The 19,112-nt window shown below is 52.7% G+C and carries 18 protein-coding genes; 4 read left to right on the top strand and 14 right to left on the bottom strand.

Annotation, left to right across the window (positions count from 1 at the left end):
* Positions 1-160: 160 nt before the first annotated feature.
* Positions 161-2,086 carry a serine hydrolase domain-containing protein gene (locus NST26_RS14110; protein WP_339256289.1) on the bottom strand — a complete coding sequence of 642 codons (1,926 nt, stop codon included), beginning with the start codon at positions 2,084-2,086 and terminating at the stop codon, positions 161-163.
* 161 nt (positions 2,087-2,247) lie between these two features.
* Here NST26_RS14110 and NST26_RS14105 point away from each other — a divergent pair, with 161 nt between their 5' ends.
* The gene (locus NST26_RS14105) at positions 2,248-2,778 is read left to right on the top strand and encodes a MepB family protein (protein ID WP_339256288.1); all 531 of its coding nucleotides are present in this window, start codon (positions 2,248-2,250) and stop codon (positions 2,776-2,778) included.
* Between the two features lie 34 nt (positions 2,779-2,812).
* Positions 2,813-4,171 (top strand): cryptochrome/photolyase family protein, encoded by a 1,359-nt coding sequence (locus NST26_RS14100; protein WP_340979280.1) that lies wholly within the window; start codon positions 2,813-2,815, stop codon positions 4,169-4,171.
* Positions 4,172-4,195: 24 nt separating this feature from the next.
* On the opposite strand, the gene NST26_RS14095 is transcribed toward NST26_RS14100, so the two are convergent.
* From NST26_RS14095 to NST26_RS14075, 5 genes are all read right to left on the bottom strand, one after another.
* The gene (locus NST26_RS14095) at positions 4,196-4,834 is read right to left on the bottom strand and encodes an ABC-2 transporter permease (RefSeq protein WP_340953312.1); all 639 of its coding nucleotides are present in this window, start codon (positions 4,832-4,834) and stop codon (positions 4,196-4,198) included.
* Position 4,835: 1 nt separating this feature from the next.
* Entirely contained in the window at positions 4,836-5,699 is an 864-nt protein-coding gene (locus NST26_RS14090; protein ID WP_340953313.1) for an ABC transporter ATP-binding protein, read from the bottom strand.
* A complete protein-coding gene (locus tag NST26_RS14085; protein WP_339314006.1) occupies positions 5,689-6,075 on the bottom strand; it encodes a GntR family transcriptional regulator in 387 nt (128 codons plus the stop codon). Before NST26_RS14085 ends, NST26_RS14090 begins: the two co-directional genes overlap by 11 nt.
* A 120-nt stretch (positions 6,076-6,195) precedes the next feature.
* The gene (locus tag NST26_RS14080) at positions 6,196-7,308 is read right to left on the bottom strand and encodes a metallophosphoesterase (RefSeq protein WP_340953314.1); all 1,113 of its coding nucleotides are present in this window, start codon (positions 7,306-7,308) and stop codon (positions 6,196-6,198) included.
* Between the two features lie 79 nt (positions 7,309-7,387).
* On the bottom strand, positions 7,388-9,247 hold the full coding sequence (locus NST26_RS14075; RefSeq protein WP_340953315.1) for an FAD-dependent oxidoreductase: 1,860 nt from the start codon (positions 9,245-9,247) through the stop codon (positions 7,388-7,390).
* Between the two features lie 98 nt (positions 9,248-9,345).
* Here NST26_RS14075 and NST26_RS14070 point away from each other — a divergent pair, with 98 nt between their 5' ends.
* Complete coding sequence (locus NST26_RS14070) at positions 9,346-10,227, top strand: LysR family transcriptional regulator (RefSeq protein WP_340953316.1); 882 nt, start codon at positions 9,346-9,348, stop codon at positions 10,225-10,227.
* 174 nt (positions 10,228-10,401) lie between these two features.
* Positions 10,402-11,655 carry an MFS transporter gene (locus NST26_RS14065; RefSeq protein ID WP_340953318.1) on the top strand — a complete coding sequence of 418 codons (1,254 nt, stop codon included), beginning with the start codon at positions 10,402-10,404 and terminating at the stop codon, positions 11,653-11,655.
* A gap of 67 nt (positions 11,656-11,722) precedes the next feature.
* Here NST26_RS14065 and mnhG read toward each other — a convergent pair whose 3' ends face one another.
* The 8 genes from mnhG to NST26_RS14025 all read right to left on the bottom strand — a co-directional run bounded on the left by mnhG (position 11,723) and on the right by NST26_RS14025 (position 19,097).
* Positions 11,723-12,112 (bottom strand): monovalent cation/H(+) antiporter subunit G, encoded by a 390-nt coding sequence (gene mnhG, locus NST26_RS14060; RefSeq protein WP_076077665.1) that lies wholly within the window; start codon positions 12,110-12,112, stop codon positions 11,723-11,725.
* Complete coding sequence (locus NST26_RS14055; RefSeq protein ID WP_209873390.1) at positions 12,087-12,380, bottom strand: Na(+)/H(+) antiporter subunit F1; 294 nt, start codon at positions 12,378-12,380, stop codon at positions 12,087-12,089. Before NST26_RS14055 ends, mnhG begins: the two co-directional genes overlap by 26 nt.
* Positions 12,377-12,856 (bottom strand): Na+/H+ antiporter subunit E, encoded by a 480-nt coding sequence (locus tag NST26_RS14050; protein ID WP_209873388.1) that lies wholly within the window; start codon positions 12,854-12,856, stop codon positions 12,377-12,379. Before NST26_RS14050 ends, NST26_RS14055 begins: the two co-directional genes overlap by 4 nt.
* Positions 12,857-12,858: 2 nt before the next feature.
* A complete protein-coding gene (locus NST26_RS14045) occupies positions 12,859-14,340 on the bottom strand; it encodes a Na+/H+ antiporter subunit D (protein WP_340953320.1) in 1,482 nt (493 codons plus the stop codon).
* Positions 14,337-14,672, bottom strand: coding sequence for a Na(+)/H(+) antiporter subunit C (locus NST26_RS14040; RefSeq protein ID WP_036729053.1), 336 nt, complete (start codon positions 14,670-14,672; stop codon positions 14,337-14,339). The genes NST26_RS14045 and NST26_RS14040 overlap by 4 nt, the downstream gene beginning before the upstream one ends.
* Entirely contained in the window at positions 14,672-17,536 is a 2,865-nt protein-coding gene (locus NST26_RS14035) for a Na+/H+ antiporter subunit A (RefSeq protein WP_340953321.1), read from the bottom strand. Before NST26_RS14035 ends, NST26_RS14040 begins: the two co-directional genes overlap by 1 nt.
* Before the next feature lie 66 nt (positions 17,537-17,602).
* On the bottom strand, positions 17,603-18,211 hold the full coding sequence (locus tag NST26_RS14030; RefSeq protein WP_076077653.1) for a hypothetical protein: 609 nt from the start codon (positions 18,209-18,211) through the stop codon (positions 17,603-17,605).
* A gap of 223 nt (positions 18,212-18,434) precedes the next feature.
* On the bottom strand, positions 18,435-19,097 hold the full coding sequence (locus NST26_RS14025; RefSeq protein ID WP_340953323.1) for a DUF2625 family protein: 663 nt from the start codon (positions 19,095-19,097) through the stop codon (positions 18,435-18,437).
* Positions 19,098-19,112: the final 15 nt, after the last annotated feature.

Below are 19,112 nucleotides of genomic sequence, written 5' to 3'. Positions count from 1 at the left end.
TTTCACCCAGAATACAAGATTCTACTGTATACAATACAATAGAATCTCATTTTACGGTCAGTAATCCATTTTCTATTGCAGGAAATACAATAGAATCTCATTTTACGGTCAGTAATCCATTTTCTATTGCAGGAAATACAATCACCTACTTGAATGCTACTTAACTGTAGAACTCCCAGAATACAAGCTGGGCCAGCAGAATTGCCATCATCACCATGGGCACGATGACAGACCAAGGATAACGGGCCGTTGAAGCAGGCGACGGAGTCAGGTGCCTCTTCCTGGTTAGAAACAGCGCAGCGATAAGCAGTGCAGCCAGTCCGGTTAGCCCAATATTCACTATAATCTGCGGATACACCTCCGCATAGGCACGTTCATTGTTGCTAAGCATCCGTAAGGCCAGCACCAGATTGTTCACCACCAGACCGGTACCGGTTAAGGTCAGTCCGGCCGTCAGCTTCCGGTTGGCGGATCGGGGTGCAGGACGGTTACGCTGTGCTCTCCTTTTGCGTAATAGCATCTGTACCAGCCACACGAACGGAGCAATAACAAAATAGACGATAGCCAGCGCTGCAAGTGCTGCACTTAGAATTAGTAACGGCATGGACCGGCCCGGAGACAGCGGCAGATAATCGGAGGTGTACACCGAGACAGCCTCTACCTTCCCGTCCTTCATTGTGGCATACAGCATCGGCCAGGCATCCAGTCCTGAATCCCCGCCCGTCTTCTCATAGAGGTACGGCTCAACCTGCTTATAGCTTCCGCTCATCCCGGCAAGTGACACCTTAAGCTGATCTGCTCCCTGAGGCTCAAGCTTCATCATCGTCAGATATGGGAACAGCTTCATGAAGCCATGGCCGGGACGGCGCGCCGCGACGAATCGGCCTTCCACCTCTGACACGTCCGGCAGAACCGCTGCCTCCGTCTGCGCTCTCTGCCCCACTACCGCTTTGGTCAGACCATGTACAATGTGGGATTCGCCCGCCTGGTTCGTCATAATCACGACTGCAAACCGGTCTTCAGGCACAAGCATAAGGTTGGTGGCAAAAGCAATCGTGTTCCCGCCATGTCCCAGCGTCCGGTGTGCCCCGGGATACTCCCAGAACCCGTGGGCGATGCCCGGCATGCCTTCTGCAGCAGAATGACTCCGGGTCAGCATCGTACCAAGCGTACCGGACTTCTGAAACAGCGGGGATTGCTCTCCGGCTGCGGGCATGAAGGCCATGGCGAACTTGGCCAGATCCTCCGCAGTCCCGTTATTTCCGCCGTTCGGGTACATGGACATATAATTCCATGAGCCTTGTTTGAAGGAGCCTTGTCCGGCGAAGAAATACCCTTTGGCCTTGAGCTTCAGCAGTTCCGGGCGGTCTTCCACCACGGAATAAGCAATGGAATGCTTCATGCCCAGCGGCTCAAAAATATGCTGCTGGACGTATTCATGATAAGGCTGCCCGCTGATTCTCTCCACAATATAGGCAGCCAGTGAGTTGCCGTAGTTCGAATAAGCGACTACCTCTCCCGGTCTGTAGATCTGTGCCGGCTGAGCCAGCCTCAGACCTTCTTCCAGTGACCGCACTTCCTCAGGCGACTGGTAAGCCATATCGAACATATACTCTTCAAATCCGGCATTGTGGTTCATCAGATGCAGCATGGTGATCGGCTCGTCATACTCCAGCTTGGTCAGGAAATGCTCCGGCAAAAGCTTACGGATATCTTCATTCAGATCCAGTTTGCCCTGCTCAGCCAGTTGCATTACGGATGTCCATACGGCGAGCTTGCTGATAGAGCCCCATTCCATGACCGTATCCGGGGAGACAGGGCTCTGTTGTTCCACGTCGGCGAAGCCGTACCCCTTGGACAGCACGACCTGTCCATCCTTCACCATCACAACGGAAGCGCCTACGGTCTGCGTTCCTATGTATTCTTTTACATAATCGTCTACAAAAGCTTCCAGCCCGGTCAGCGGAATGCCGGATGGGGTAGCTCCACCTGCTCCAGTGCTGCCTTGCTCTGCGGCAAATGCTGTAATACCGCCCGATAGCAGCAATAGTGCCGAGAGTATGATTGTGAACGTTCTTTTCAACAAATAAGACCTCTCCTTTAGTCGAGTAAAATCCTGTTGCTGTTGCCTTCCTAATTCTAACAAAAAACCTGACCGACTACCGGAAAATTTCCTTCAGGCCGATTTCCCTGATAGTATCTATAGTAGAAACAGCATCAGCATCTCTATGGAAGAAGGGACAGACTATGAATAAATTTCATACCACGTTAGCTTATATAAATGAAGCATTGTACGCACCGGCCCGCTTAACTGTCGCTTCCATACGTGAAGAAACACAGAACGCCGAATATGGAGCCGGTCTATTTCAACTGGGTGATCTTTCCGTCCGGTTTCGGGTTGCCAAAATCACCCCCACGAAGACCGGTCAATTTGTCGCGATGTGGGAAAAAAATGTCGGGCGTAAAAACCAGGCCTTCTCCTATGCCGATGCCCCTGATTTGCTGGTCATCAATACCTTCCATCCCGTCAACGGGGCGCTTGGACAGTTTGTCTTTCCGAAGGACCTGCTGAAAATGCATGGCGTGCTGGCAACCGATCATACACCGGGAAAAATGGCGATACGGGTATATCCAGCCTGGGATACCGTAACCAATAAGCAGGCTTTAGCAACACAGAAGTGGCAGCTCCCTTATTTTGGAGTAGTTGATCCCATGAACCTTCACCATATGCAGGGGTTAACCCAGTTGTATCTGCCTGCCATACCGTTTAGAATTTAACAGATCACACCTGCATCGGAAAGGAACTACATCTATGATTCTATTCATACACCGCAAGGACCTGCGGACTTCTGATCTGCCGGCCTTCGATGCCATAGCTTCGGCGCAGGAAGACTCGCTGCATGTATTAATACTGGAGCCGTTCCTGCTCCGGAATAAGCGTTATCTGGAGCATAGCGGACAGAATTTCCTTCAGCATGTTGCCCGTCTTCAGCAGGAATATGCGAAACAAGGTAAGCTGCTACATCTCCTATATGGAGAGCCGGAGGCGGTCTTACAGCGTCTGGCCGGGGTACATCCTATCCAGGAAGTCAGCATCCATGCGGATTATACCCCTTATGCGCTCACCAGAGACCGGCTGCTGCAGGATACCGCCTATGCGCTGAACCTCCGGTTCCATGCCCGGCATGACAGCATGCTCTGTGATCTGGAAGCATTCATGGACTGGTGCGGCCGGAGTGAGCCGTTCAAGGTGTTTACTCCCTTCTACCGCCGCTGGCGTACTTTTCTCGCGCAGCGGTTCCAGCCACCGTACGCTGCCGGGCTAAGTAGTCTGCGAACCGTTGCTCTTCACCCGCAGCTCGCAGACGCCTTCCAGCTTCCCGAAGCGATTGCCCGGGAGCTTACAGTGCTGGCTCCCGCTGCAGAGCAGATGAACCCGGATCATGTGCTCGAGAGTTTCCTTCACGCGGACCTGCAGGATTACAAGATCAACCGGGATCATTACGCACATGAACGCACCAGCCGGATCAGCAGGCATTTGAATACGGGAGCGATCTCGGCACGGAAACTATATAGCAGACTTACTGAAGAAGAGGGTATCGGCGAAGATTGGCTGAGACAGTTAGCCTGGAGGGATTTCTATCTGGGTCAAGCACGGCTGGACCGGGATTTCTTCAATTATGAGAATGTATATGATCTCTCTGTGCTGGGGACACAGCACTTCGAGGCCTGGGCTCAGGGCAGGAGCGGCATTCCGGTCATCGATGCAGCTATGCGCCAGTTGAACGCAACCGGCTGGATGCCTAACCGGCTGCGGATGATAACGGCCATGTTCCTGACGAAGAATCTGGGCTGTCCCTTCATCTATGGCGAGCGTTATTTCCGGCTGAAGCTAAGCGATTACGACAACGCCCAGAACCGTGGCGGCTGGCTGTGGAGCTCTTCGCTCGGCTTCGATGCCTCTCCCTATTTCCGGGTGATGAATCCGGTCACCCAATCCCAGACCCATGATCCGGGCGGCAGCTATATTCGTACCTGGCTGCCGGAACGCGCGGACTGGTCTGATAAGGACATTCACCTGCCCGCCGAAGATGCCATTGTGGATCTGAAGCGGTCCCGGGCATACGCCATCGAAGTCTACAAGGAGATCATGCGGAGCCGGCAAAGCTGAGGAAGCCACCGGCTTACAGCAGGATCAGAATTCTTTATTCCGGTGAATCCGCACGGAAATCAGATAGGACACCGCGAACAGGAGAACAGCAAGGAGCAGGGTGGCATACCCGGTCTCAGGACCATTATAGTTCACATCGTCCATATACAGGTTCAGCAGCATCCACACCAGGAAACGAAGGCCCACCGCTAGCCCTGCCGATATCATCACCATCTGCTCGCTTTTTTCCACACCGAATTTAAGAATGACCGGATAATAGATCGCCAGGGTGGAGATAGATAAAGATAAACCGAAGGTATACCCGGTGGACAGGTTCAAATGTGCTATGTCTCCCTTGCTTACATAGGTTAATGCCAGAGTAACCAGACTTACAGCGGTGCCCATGAGCATTAACATCAGGAAGGACAGGTACTTCGCATGGATCACTGTTCTCCTTCTGATCGGCATGGTGAGTTCAAACCGGTTCCATTTAGAAGCCTCATCCATCTGCAGGGAGGCCCCGATGCTCAACACAAAAATCCAAATCTGCGCCGCGATGACTGCATTCAGTACACTGTGATCCACCCCGGCAAAGGAAACCAGCGACAGAAGCAGCGCAATGCCGAGGGAGGATTTGATGTTATTTTGCAGTGAGTAATAATTATTTAACAGCAGCCCTCGCATATTAGTTCTCCCCCTTTACCAGAAGCAGCAGAATTTCATCAATGGATACCTGATCCACCGTAATCCCGCTGTATTGTTGCCCGAAGCCTCTTCTGTCCTTCACCAGCACATCGGTCTGATGCTCCTTCACCCGGTAAGCCAGCCTGTCACCTTCAGCAATACGCCGGAACTGGTCGCTGGTGCAGCGGGCCACGCCGTAGTCATAGATCAGCTCATCTTTCATCGCAGTCAGAATGATCTTCCCTTGATGAATAAAGGTAATATAATCGGCGATCTTCTCCAGATCGCTTGTGATATGGGAAGACATCAGTATGGCGTGATGCTCGTCCTCAACGAACTCCAGGAATACCTCCAGAATCTCCTCTCTGGTTACCGGGTCCAGCCCTGAGGTAGCCTCATCCAGAATCAGCAGCTTGGGATGGTGCGACATGGCGGCGGCTATGGCAAGCTTCATCGTCATGCCCCGGGAGAATTCCTTGATCTTCCTATTCATGGGCAGAGCGAACTTGTCCGTAAGCCTCACATAGAGCTCCTGATCCCATTGCCGGTAGATTCCGCGCATCACCTTAGCAAGCTTGCCGGGGGTCAATATCGTCGAGAAATTAGCTGAATCAAGCACAACCCCGATGTCTTCGCGTAAAGCAGTATCCCTATCCGTCATCTCCTGGCCTAACAGCCGGATCGTCCCGCTGCCCTTATGAACCGTGTTCAGAATAGATTTGATTGTTGTCGTCTTCCCTGCTCCATTCTCACCCACGAACCCCATAATGGTTCCGCTGGGAATTGCTAATGATACATTGTCCAGCATAAAGCCGGAGTCGGCATATGACTTGGTCAGTCCGGTGATTTCCAAACTAAGATTCATGGTTTCCCTCCGTATACAAGATAGTGAGCATATCTACTATCTGTTCTAGTGTGATTCCGCCTGCACGGGCGAGCTCGGCTGCTGCGATGAGATGCTCCTCCACTTGCTTCTGCTGCTCTTCCTGAAACAGGGCCTGGCTCACGGCGGAAACGAAGCTCCCCCGGCCAACCGTAGTCTCAATGAAGCCGTCTCGCTGTAAATCCTCATACGCCTTCTGTACGGTGATGACACTGACTTGAATGGATTTGGCCAAGGCACGCATCGAAGGTATGGGATCTCCTGCCTGAAGCTCTCCGCTCATAATCTTGCCTTTGATCTGCGAGGTGATCTGCTCATAAATGGGCTTGTTCCTGTTACTACTGATGATGATCTCCACACGCTGCCTCCTTGCGTGAACAGTGTACTTATTGTACCAGTACAATATATCAGATCTACAGGTATTTGTAAATCTTTATCAAAAAAAAGAGCTAACCCGTCTCGGGTCAGCCCTGTCAACTTACTGGTCTACGTTAGAAAACTGCACTTGAATGGACACTACCTCCGAGCGCGACCCGATGCGGATCGGCGGACCCCAGAAGCCATAGCCTGAAGACACGATGGTATGAAGCTGCCCCTTCTGCAGATAGCCCCAGTCATTCTCGAACACTCTGGAAGTGATCAGGTTGGCTGGCGCGATCTGCCCGCGGTGGGTATGGCCGGAGACCATCAGATCTACACCCTGCTCCTGCGCAATCCCGAACTCCACCGGCTGATGCTCCAGCATGAACACCGGCTTGGAATGATCTATGTCCTTGGTCAGATCAGCCAGCTTGGCCCGCTCCTTATCGCTGTAGTCCTTCCGTCCAATCAGCGTCAGCCAGCCGCCCACCTCGACGTCTTCATCATAGAGCACCTGCATCCCGCTCTCCTTCAGCAGGCTGATGATCTCCTCCGTCCCGCCCTTGAACCGGTCATGATTCCCCAGGGAAGCATACACTCCGAGCGGAGCTTCAAGCTTCGCCAGCACAGCGCCGAGTCCCTTCTCCTTATACGGCCTGACATCATCATCCACGATATCGCCCGGGAGCAATATTAGATCGGGGTGCAAGGCGTTAATCTCCTGTACCATCCGCTCCGCATGGCGTTTGCCGGATAAATACCCGAAATGCATATCCGAAGCCATCACGATATGAAGCTTACCGCTGGCCGGACCCGGCTTGTCAATCTGTACCTCGTAGGAACGCACAACCGGGCTGTATGCATTATAGCTTCCATACCCGAGCAGGCTCACCAGCGCAACCAGCGTTAGAATACCGGACCACTTCTGAACGGCACGGCGTGGCAGCCTGACCAGCTTCGTGAGCCAGACCATAAGGTGCACTAGCGGCAGCAGCATGAGCAGCAGGCTGAATACGGCCAGCCAGTAACTGCCAATGACGCTTAAGACCGCTGACCCCGCCACCACTCTGGAGAGGATCAGCGAGCTGGCCAGGAAGATCAGCGCAATGATGTAGAACAGCCTGAACCGTCCGGAGACGACCGGCTTGATCCAGCCCCAGCCGCTCCAGCCAATATAGAAGACAATTAACGCGTATAAAGCAATGAATACTAGCCCAATGATGATAAACATGTTAACCACCTTATCTAATTTTCGGATAACATATTATCTCATGGCACCTTGGTCTTTTCCACTATAGGGACAGCCGGGCTTATTTAAGCTTATCAACCACTGCCTCTGCTGACAGCTTCCCGGAGGTCAATGCCCAGGCATTATTGGCGCCAGAGGGGGAGTCATCTCCCATGACACCGCCAACAACCTCGCCTGCTGCATAGAGTCCGGAGATAATCTGGCTGCTCGTGTTCAGGACTTCAAAGTCCGCATTCACAACCAGTCCCCCCATGGTTGTAGCGAAACGCGGTTTCTGCTCTACCAGATAATAAGGGCCTGATCCAATGGTTTCCTTCATGTAATCCGCTGAACGCCCGAAGTCCTCATCCTTGCCAACCTTAACGAAGCCGTTATAGCGGTTGATGGTGTTCTGCAGCGTACCAGCATCCATTCCGGCAGCCGTTGCCAGCGCTTCAGCCGTCTCGGCATGGAAGAAATACGGCTTAGATGAACCATTGTTCTTCAGCCATGTCTCAATATCACCCTGTGAGATTCCTGCTTCGCCCAGACTGGTCTTGAACACATCGAAGGTTGCCTGATCCATCAGCAAGTATAGCATCTGATTCTGTTGCGTAAGTTCCACTTCCAGAATGCTGCGATTACTGGATTTCTCATTCACTACTCTATCTCCGGCACTATTCACCAGAATTCCGCTCTTTTTGAATGCAGCGATATTGCCGACAATGGTAGATTTCGCAATTCCCTCAGATACCTCAACTCCATTGGGGTAACGTTTCCCGTACTCCATCAGGCGGGTTGCGGCATCGATGCCTTCACCCTTGGCCATTACAATTCCATCTCCAGTCGAGGAGGTCGGACCATAGTATAGAGCGGTCTTTAACTGATCGGAGAGCAGGTCTTTATTATTACCATAACCTCCGGTAGCCATAATCACTGCCTTAGCTGTAATATTGTAGGTCTTCCCGGTGCCGTCTTTGGCAACGACACCTGTAACAGCTCCGCTATCATCTGTAACCAGCTTATCTGCTCTGGTCTCCAGGTACAGTTCCACACCCGACTCTTCGACCTTCTGGCGGGCCTGCTTGGCGAATCCGGGTCCGCCTTGATCGTAGGCAAGCTCCCGGTCATGACTGTACTCTGCCAGCTTATGCAGTCCGCCTGCCATATCGTATTTAATCCCCACATATTGATTCAGCCAGTCGGTAGTCTGCCCGACGTTGGCTGCGAACAGCTTCAATAACTCGGCAACGTTCTTATTGCCCCCGTTGGCAAGGAAATCCGTCACGATGCTGTCGGCACTGTCATCGGTAACTCCAGCATCTTGCTGAAGCTTGGAGAGTCCAACCACCTGATTGCCGCCGCTAATCGAGATGGCCCCGCCGATGTAAGTCATTTTCTCCAGCAGGATGGTCTTCAGTCCAAGCTCATCTGCACGCAGGGAAGCGGACATGCCTGCTGCTCCGCCGCCGATGACGACTACATCTGTCGTCAAGTCCTCTACCTCGGTCGATTCCACTTTCTTCACATCATTGTTCAGAACCAGCGGATCTACACCGGCTTGGGTTACGCAATCGGCGACGGCGGCCAGGATCGCATCACTGGTGACGGTTGCCCCGGAGACGGCATCAATCTTCAAGGACTGGTTATCGACAATAGCCTTCGGAATCTTGGTAACGGATGCGTCACTGACCCCTTCGGTCTCCTTGAAATTCACTACCTTCACAGCGTCGATGGCATGCTCCGAGAAGGTAACTTCCACCTGCACCGCACCGTTTTTCCCGTCCGCAGATCCTGTATAGGTTCCGGCCTTATAGGTGATGCCCCCGGCATCTTTAGAACTATCTTCATTTTTTGTACCTGAACATCCTGCCACAGATAAGATCACCAATGACACCAACAGCATAACCGACAGCATCTTCTTTACATTCTTTTTTCTCATTTGTACTCCTTCTTGGAACCATTTTTGTTAATATATAAAGGTCGCGATACGCCACTATACTTCAGAACCCACTATACCTTCAGATAGGATGATCACTCATGACTATTGCACAGCTTCAATATTTTTTGACAATTCGTAAATACCTGAGCTTCTCCAACGCAGCGGATGAGCTGTGCATCACCCAATCCGCGATATCCAAACAGATCAAATCCCTGGAAGGCGAGCTGAACACCCTGCTGTTCGACCGAAGGACACGGACGATCAGCCTGACGCCTGCCGGAGAAGAGTTCGTATTATATGCCGAGAAGATTCTGGCCAATTACAATGAGATGATGTCGAACATGAAGAAGCATGAGCTGCTCGAAACAGGCCATATATCCATTGCAACCATTCCCGTGATGTCACAATATGGCATGACTTCAATCATAGCCGGGTTTACAGGAATGTATCCGCATATCAAATTGCATCTGATTGAAAAAGAAAATGATATCATTGTATCCATGCTCCACAATGGCGAGGTGGATGTAGCATTCATGCGCACTAACTATATTCCGGAGGGCATCGCTGAGGTTCATCCGCTGGTGGATGACTTCTTAGTGCTGGTAGTCTCCAAGGATCATCCCCTGGCAGATCAAGCCTCCGTGGAGCTGGCCCGGGTGCAGACCGACAAATTCATTCTGCTGAACTCGGTTTCGGGTATTTATACTACCTGTGTGGAAGAGTGCCGCAAGGCCGGCTTCACGCCTGAGGTACTCTTCACCAACAGCCGGATTGAGACCATTATGGAGCTCGTCGCCGAGAATCTCGGCGTAACCCTGCTGATGAATCAGGTTGCCCGTTATGTGGATCATCCCAAGCTTAGCATCGTGCCGCTGGCCGATCCGGTTCTTAGCTCGTTTGCCATGGTGAATCCCAAGAATAAACAGAATACAGACAGCGTCACGGCATTTATGGACTATGTAATTCAATCATCATCCTGAACTTGTATTGTAACAAATTTCACATTCTTCTTCGGAAATAAAATGTACCTAAGGCGCCAAGGTATGATTACATTCTAAACGCGCCGTCGCCATACAAACAATTCCAATATAGAAAGCATCTATTCCATTATGGAAAATAACCTGACCTGAAACGGTTCCCTGGAGGATTTCATCATGGCAAAACCTTTCTTTCCGCGGCTGGAGGGAAACAGCCGGGGCTGCTTGACCTTTGAGCCTTTTTTCCTGATTCCCTACAGCATGTTCTCTACCTATGCCACCCTGTACATGTATGAGCTTGGATTGACCGAGCTGAACATCGGCTGGATAACAACCATCGGACTCTTAGTACAGGTATTCTCCTCTTTGCTCAGCGGATACTTAACAGACCGGCTAGGACGCAAAAGAGCTATTCTGTACTTTGACCTGCTTAGCTGGAGCCTCGCCACCTTGTTATGGGCCTTCTCACAGAACCTGTGGTTTTTCGCCGCAGCTGCAGTGATTAACGGCTTCCAGCGTGTGCCGCATATCGCCTTTTACTGCCTGATAGTTGAAGATACCCGACCCTCTGACCGGACCTATGTATTCACATTACTGCAGATCATCGGGGTGATCGGAGGCCTGTTCGCACCGCTGGGCGGTCTGCTTGTCCACCAGTATGGAATGGTCACGGGCATGAGAATCATGTACGTGCTGGGCTTCCTCTTCATGACCTTCCAGTTCGTGGGCCGTCATCTGACTACCCGGGAGACCGAGGCAGGCATCCGCAAAAGGCAGGAGACCCGGGAGCTCGGCCTTAGAGAGAGTATGATTGAATACGGCGGCGCCTTCCGTGATTTGGGGGCTGAGCGCAATCTGCTGCTGATCTTCGGCGTATACATTCTGTTCAACTTCCAGGCTACGCTGAAAAGCACCTACCTGTACCTCTATCTGGCAGATTACATCCAGCTGGACAGCGGCATCCTGTCTATGTTTCCGGCGGTGTCCTCTGTCATCATGCTGCTGACCCTGTGGCTCTTGATGCCCAGAATCCCGGATCAGAGCGAAAGCCGAGCCATGATGGCAGGCTTCGGTTTATCTGCTCTGTCGAATGCCATGCTGGTTCTATACCCATCAGCGAGCTTCATCTGGATCGGGCTGAGCACCATTCTGGCAGCCGTAGGCCTGATGATCAGCTCTCCTTATCTGGAGGCAGCCGTGCAGAACGCCATTGATGATGAGAAGCGGGCCAAGGTGTTCTCCATGCTGTCGGTCCTGATCCTGGTATTCACCGCACCTGCGGGTATTATCGGAGGCTGGGCATACAAGCTCGACCCGAGAATTCCGCTGTGGCTGGTAACCGCAGCGTTCGTTGCCTCGTATGTGCTTCTGCACCTGTACCGCAGACAGACGGCATACAAAGACACTGTTCCGCAGCAAGCTCAGCAGTAAGCAAACAGGGATGCCCCTCGGACCAATTACGGCCGTTGGGCATCCCTGTTTGTGCTTTTATACTAATCTATGATGAGGATGAATCGGTCTTCACCTGTTCCTGCTCCTTTTCCAGCGCCTCCTTGAGATCATCCTGGACGCGGCGGCTCCAGAGCGGAACACCGGAGCGGTAAGCCGCCCGGCCGGTCAGATGAGCGGAGAGCGGAGAAGTCATGAATACGAACACGATTCCGAGCAGCAGCTTCGCACTGATGAAATCGAGGAAGAAGGCGAAATAGAGGAATGCGCCGCTGAGTACACAGAGCACACCGAGCGTAGCACTTTTGGCGGCGGCATGTGATCTTAAGTAGACATCGGGCAAGCGGATCAGACCTACAGAGCTGACTGCGCTAAGCAAGGCTCCGGTCAGAATCAGCAAGACAAACACATACTCAATGACCGTCTTGATCAGGTCCATGTTCAAACACCACCCCCCTTTCGATATATCTGGCCAAGGCCATCGTCCCGATAAAAGAGAGGATTCCAATCAGCAGAATATATTCTATATAGGCTTGCGTCTTGAACAGGACCGAGAGGACGGCGACCATCGCCAGCAGATTGATACCGATGGTATCGAGTGCGGCTACCCGGTCAGGCAGTGACGGCCCCTTGACCAGCCTCCAGGCACAGATAGCAATGGAGATGACCATGATCGACAGCGCCACCATAAGAATCGATTGAATCATGAACGGGTCACCTCCAGAATCGCGCGTTCAAAGGTATTACGGATATTCGCATCGAACTGCTTCACATCCTGTATGTCCATGGCATGAATGTATAAGGTCCGGTTGTCTTTGGACACCTCCAGCACGACGGAACCCGGCGTAAGGCAGAGCATAGTAATCAGCACCGCCACCTCCCAGTCCGATTCCAGCTCCGTATGGTACATCAGGATAGCCGGGCGAATATTGAGATTCGGGCGAAGAACCGCCTTCACCACTACATAACTGGATGCCACCAGCTCCCGCAGCAGCAAGGCCACCAGCTTCAGAATCGCCCATATTTTGCCCAGATATAGCCGTCCGTCGAAGAAGCGCCGCATAACCACCAGCACGGCCACCCCCAGCACATAACCGATGATGAAGCCGGAGGCCGTCCAGTCATTATTCAGGAACATCCACAGGAAGGCGATCATGAGATTCAATAATATTTGAAAGGCCATCTTCATCTACTCCTTATGACAGCATTAATGTACGCTGCCGGATCAGCGAGGACTGCGCCGGCCTGCCCCACATAGCCGTTCACCCACTCGGCGCCGATGCCCATCAGGATGACGAGCACAAACAGCGCCGCAGCCGGTACCATCATAGCTTTGTAGCGCAGAGGACGGATTTCTTCATCGCTCTTCTCGCCTCCCCAGAATACCTGCTGGAAGACTTTGATCAGCGAATACAAGACGACGAAGCTAGAAGCCAGAGCGATAAGCGCAAGCGCGGTATGCTGCTCTCCGAAGCCGCTGCGGACCATCATGACCTTCCCGGCAAAACCGCTCAGCGGAGGGACGCCGACCAGCGCCAGCGTCAGGACGAAGAACATCCAGCCCGTCCACGGATACCGGCGGATCAGACCGCCCATCATCCTCAGCTGCTCCGTCCCCGAAGCTGCGACAATCAGCCCGCCCAGGAAGAACAGCAGTGCCTTGGCAACCATATCGTGCATCAGATAGAATACGACCCCGCTCAGCGAATCCTGGGTAGCCACAGAGATACCGAAAGCGATGAAGCCTACACTGATGACAATATTATAATTAAAGATCCGGCTTAGATCATTATAGGCGAGTGCCCCTATGGCTCCAAGAATCATAGTGGCCCCTGCCATCCAGCCGATCAGCGAATGGGTCAGGCCCATATCATGGACAAAAATCAGTGAGAACGTTCTGGTGATGGCATACAGCCCCACCTTGGTAAGCAGTGCGCCGAACAATGCCCTTACCGCCTGCGGAGGAGCACTGTACGAATCCGGCAGCCAGAAGAATAGCAGCAGGCCTGCTTTGAGCGAGAACACCAGCAGCAGGAGTACGGCAATCACATTCATGACTCCGCCCTGCCCGGCCTCTCCCACACGGATGGCCAGATGAGCCATATTAAGCGTGCCTGTCGCCGCGTACAGATAAGCAATCGCCGCTACGAACAAGGTGGAGGAAATTACGTTGACAAGGATATACTTGAGCGTCTCCCGCAGCTGTATCCGGGTTCCACCCAGAACAATCATGGCGTAGGAGGCAACCAGCAGCACCTCGAAGCAGACAAACAGGTTGAACAGGTCACCCGTCAGGAACGAGCCGAACACACCGGTGAGCAGGAAATGGAAGAATGTATAGTAGTAGAACCGCTCCCGCTCCTCACCGATGCTTGCGAAAGAGAAGAACAGGCAAGCTGCCCCTACCACCGCAGCCGTCAAGACGAGCAGCGCTGCGAACATATCAGCTACGAAGACAATGCCGTAAGGCGGAATCCAGCCTCCCATATACAGCGTCTGAATCCCATCCGTATGGACCTGGTATATAATGATAAGCGCTACTGCGATGTTCACCAGTACACTGATGGCACTGAGGATACGCTGCAGCTTAATTCGTTCCTTGAGAAAAATCAGGATAACCGCCGTAAAGGCCGGGATCAGCAAAGGAAGTACGAGCAGGTTGTTCATGGTCTCTCCCCCTTGCTTCCTTCCACATCATCCGTACCCGCCGAGCGGTAAGCCCGGTAGGCCAGAACGATGAAGAACGCGGATACCCCAAAGCTGATTACAATGGAAGTCAGGATAAGCGCCTGCGGCAGCGGATCGACATAACTGTCCGCCTTCTCGCCAAGCAGAGGTGAAGCGCCCGTCTTCAGGCCCGCCATCGTCAGCAGCAGCAGATGAACGCCGTGAGTCAGCAGCGTCGTCCCGAGCAGGATGCGGAGCAGACTTTTGGACAGGACCAGATAGACACCTACGGTAAACAAGACACCGATCGCCAGGGCAATAAGGATCTCCATTAGTTATCCCTCCCGATCGTAAAGATAATATTCATCGTGACACCAATCACCGAGAGGTAGACTCCGAGATCGAACAGCATCGCCGTGGTTAGCTCCGTCTTGCCCATGACCGGCAGTTCAAAGTAACCGAAGGCCTGGGTCAGGAACGGAGCATCGAAGACAAAGGAACCGATTCCGGTGAGAAAAGCGATCATAATCCCGACTGCGATTAACTTGCGGTAATCGACCGGCAGCACCTTCTCCACAAACTCCGTACCGAAGGCAATCGCGATCAGCACCAGCGCCGCAGCAGCCATCAAGGCTCCGATAAAGCCGCCGCCCGGCTGATTATGACCCGCGAAGAACAAATACAGGGAGAACGTGATGATGATCACGAAGGCTACCTTTGCCACAGATTGCAGCAATACATCATTGCTGCGGGTATAGCGGCGCGTGCTCTCCTCCGGTTTGTTTCTGGTCAGAACAGGCGTATGATCCTGCTCCAGCTGCAGCTTGATCATCGAGTAGATGGCCAGCGACGCCAGACCCAGCACCGTAATTTCGAACATGGTATCGAAGCCGCGGAAGTCCACCAGCAGCACATTGACAATGTTCTTGCCGCCGCCAAGCTTGTAACTATTCTCCACATAGTAGGTTGAGATAGACTCGAACGGACTGCTGCCTAGCGCGGCCAGCGCCACCAGCGTCATCGTGATCCCGAAGCCTAAGGCGATGATCAGCCTCGGCACCTTGACCCGCAGCTTGACCTTCTCCCGCTTCAGCTTCGGCAGATGCCGGAAGCAGAGCAGGAACAGCGTGACCGAGACCACCTCAACAATCATCTGGGTGAGGGCCAGATCGGGTGCGCGGAACAGGATGAACAATAGCGTCACCATGTAACCGACCATTCCGGTAAGCAGAATCGCCGAGACTCTGGACTTCGCGAATGGTATGGCGAGCGCACCGGTCAGCAGGACCAGTACGGCAACAACTTCAAAGAAGGTGACTGGAGCGTAGCTCCCCTGGCCAAACGTAATGCCCTCCGAATACAGCATAGTACCGCCTACTACGGCGATAATCAGGGTGAAAATATACATCAGATAATGACGCATCGAACCGGTCATGTATAGCCCTGTCACCGCACGGGACAGTCCCTCCACGAGCCGGATACTCCCGTCATATACCTGTGTCAGCGTGAGGCCGCTGCGCCATTCCTTATCCACAAGGCTGAACCGGCCATATACGCGGTATACGATAATCCCGAGGAGGATCACGCCCAGCGTCATCCAGACCTCGGCGGTGAATCCGTGCCAGAAATAGATGTTGACGTAAAAAGGCGAGCTGGCTGCAAGCTCCGGATGAATGGCATTCATCCCCGGCACGATCAGTGTCTTGGACAGGATGTTGGGGAAGAAGCCGGTGATCACGGCCAGCAGTGCCAGAATTACTGGCGGAAGCAGAAGGCCGAAGGGCGCTTCATGCGGTTTTTTGTCCAGCTTCTCCGGCTGATATTTCCCGAAGAAGGTATGGAAGACCATAATCATGCTGTATGCAAAGGTAAATATGCTTGCAATCCACGCCAGCACCGGGAATATGGTAAAGAAGGCCCCGGGGCTGAAGATATCCAGCTGTCTGATATTCAGCACAGCCGTGAAGAACATTTCCTTGCTCAGGAATCCGGCAAACGGCGGAAGACCCGCCATTGAGAAGCTGCCGATCAGCGCTAATGTGAAGGTTACCGGCATCAGAGACACCAGCCCCCCCAGCTTGCGCAGATCACGGGTATTCGTCTCATGGTCGACAATTCCGACCACCATGAAGAGCGAACCTTTGAATATGGCATGATTAATTAAATGAAAGAGTGCTGCCGTTGTTGCGGCGGTATAGAATACAGCCTGTTCCCCTGTATAAAAGGAAGCTGCCGATCCCATGCCGAGTAATCCCATAATCAGACCGAGCTGGCTGATTGTAGAATAAGCTAACAGAGCCTTCAGGTCCGTCTGCTTCATCGCCTGGATCGATCCATAGATCAAGGTGATCAGGCCGACGCCCGACACTATCCAAAACCACTCATGTTGCCCCGCAAACACCGGGCTGAACCGTGCTACCAGATATAAACCGGCTTTGACCATGGTTGCTGAATGCAGATACGCACTGACCGGAGTCGGCGCTTCCATTGCATCAGGCAGCCAGATGTGGAACGGAAACTGGGCCGATTTGGTGAAGGCACCCAGCAGAATAAGCAGCATTGCGGGGATGAAAAGCGTTTGTCCGCTGATGTCGCCCACCTGGCTCCAGATCTCGCGGATGCTGAAGGTACCTGTCATCACATACAGCATCAGGAAGCCTGCGAACATCGCCAGACCGCCGAAGACAGTGATCAGCATCGACTTTTGCGCGCCGTAGCGTGATTTCTGTCTCCGGTGCCAGTAGGCAATCAGAAGGAAGGATGAGACACTCGTAAGCTCCCAGAATCCGTATAACACCATCAGGTTATCGGATAGGACGACTCCCAGCATAGCTCCCATGAACAGCAGCAGATACACATAGAATGGAGTCAGCTCTTCCTTGCGTTTGTCCAGATAAAAGATGGAATAGATAAAGACCAGGGTGCCCATTCCCGTGATTAACAAGGCGAACAGCAGGCTTAATCCATCCAGATGGAAGACCAGATCAATCCCAAGGGAAGGAATCCATGACAATGTCTCATATCCGAGATCCCCTCCCTTGATGACCGGAATACGGGTAAAGAAGTAGATAAATAACATCAGCGGTGCGGCCAGTACAAGCCATCCTCTATGGAGCTTGCGTACCCTCGCGCGTAGAAGCGCTATCATCAGGGCCATAAGAAACGGAACAAGAACGGTTATATGCAGCAAAGGCAAGCCTCCTTTTCCCTTCAGTGGTATAGGTTGTGAACACTGGTACTTACTTCCTGACAACAAGACCGGTTATAGCGGATCGGCCAAGTTCCCTTCACAGATATGCAAATATCTTGCTTTACCATCTTGCTCAATTTTGAACAAGCCATTCTCAAACTCGGTGTGCAATTCGTGGAAGTATTTCCCTTTAATGAAGTCTGTACCTTCCGGCTCATCGCTGAGCTGATACATTCCCTCGTTCTTCACCAAATAAGCGGTTACCCCTTCTTCATGGGTCTCTTCAAGACCGGCGCGCATACGCTGAACTGCAACTACATGCAGATCCATCATCTTCATCTTGCTGATCAGTTCATTGACGAAGTTGCGTTTAGTCAGCTCCTGCCATAAGGTCTGGGCCGATTGCCCGATGATAACCTGAGTGACTTCATGTTCTTCTGCCGCTTCAACGATCACATCCGTTGTCTTGCGGCCGCGGCGCTTGCGCACCATGAATTCAGCACCGGCTTCTTCAGCCAGACGCTTCCAGACCGCCATATACATTTCTTTGCTTTGATTATATTCATCACTGTCTGAACTATCCACATTGAGCACATACAGCGGTGCCCCGATCAACTCGGATAACTGCACTCCACGCCGGATCAAACGCTCGCCATGCGGGCCGTAATGAACACATACCATAATCTTTTCCTTGTGAATGACTTTCGCCCTCCTGTTAACATGGGCCGGAAATACAAAAGGAGCCTAATGGCGTTAGGCCCCTTTCTGTTGTTTCAAACCCTGAAAGTTATACCTAAATTATATCTATTCCGATGCTGTTTGTAAAGTTTACGGACAAGACTTGGACAAAACAGAAGCATTTGTTCCCTGCGGCTGCTCGTTCCGTCTGCTCTCTTACTCTTCTTCATTCCGTGCCCACGATTCTCGCTGAATGCCAGGCCTCCAGAATAGAGAACGGCGCTTTGCTGCTGGCAGAACCGCTGCCTTCTTTCGTCCACAGCGGCGGGTAATAGCCCATCACTTGGCCCGGTTCAAGCTGCTGGATCTCCTCTTCCCAGCCCTCCCAGCGGAATGTTTCGTAGAACAGATCCAGGTCCCCTTCTGCCAGCCAGCCGATGAAGCCCGAATAGGTTAGCTCCGTTGTCTCCCACTTCAGGACATCCGGGGCATAATAATAGATATGACCCGTCTGCCCGAACCGCCCCGTATCCAGGCCGAAGAAGCCGCCGGCCGCATCATAGGCCGCAATTAGAATTCCCGGCAGGGGAGGAATATTGTCCGCTGTAGACAGGCCATTCCATGAGGTCAGGCTTCCGAAGATGCCTTCGGCTCCCGCGCCAAGCAGCGTAATCCAGCCATGCTCGAACACGATTCCTCCTGTCTCGTAGGCTATCGCTCCCAGATAGGATTTCGTGCTGACCTGCAAGCGGACCAGCGTCTGTACTGCGTGTTCCGCTTCTGCCGCCTCCAGCCGGTAGGTGCGCGATCCCTGACTCAGCAGCTCCCTGATCTCTTCCCAGGCGTGGTTCTCCACATCTACCAATTCTGCTACAGATAATAAGTGCATATGCTTCCGCCTCTC

This window comes from Paenibacillus sp. FSL R7-0128, from assembly GCF_038002245.1.
GTDB classification, from domain to species: Bacteria; Bacillota; Bacilli; order Paenibacillales; family Paenibacillaceae; genus Paenibacillus_AQ; species Paenibacillus_AQ silagei.
This window is presented reverse-complemented; position numbering and strand designations above follow the sequence as displayed.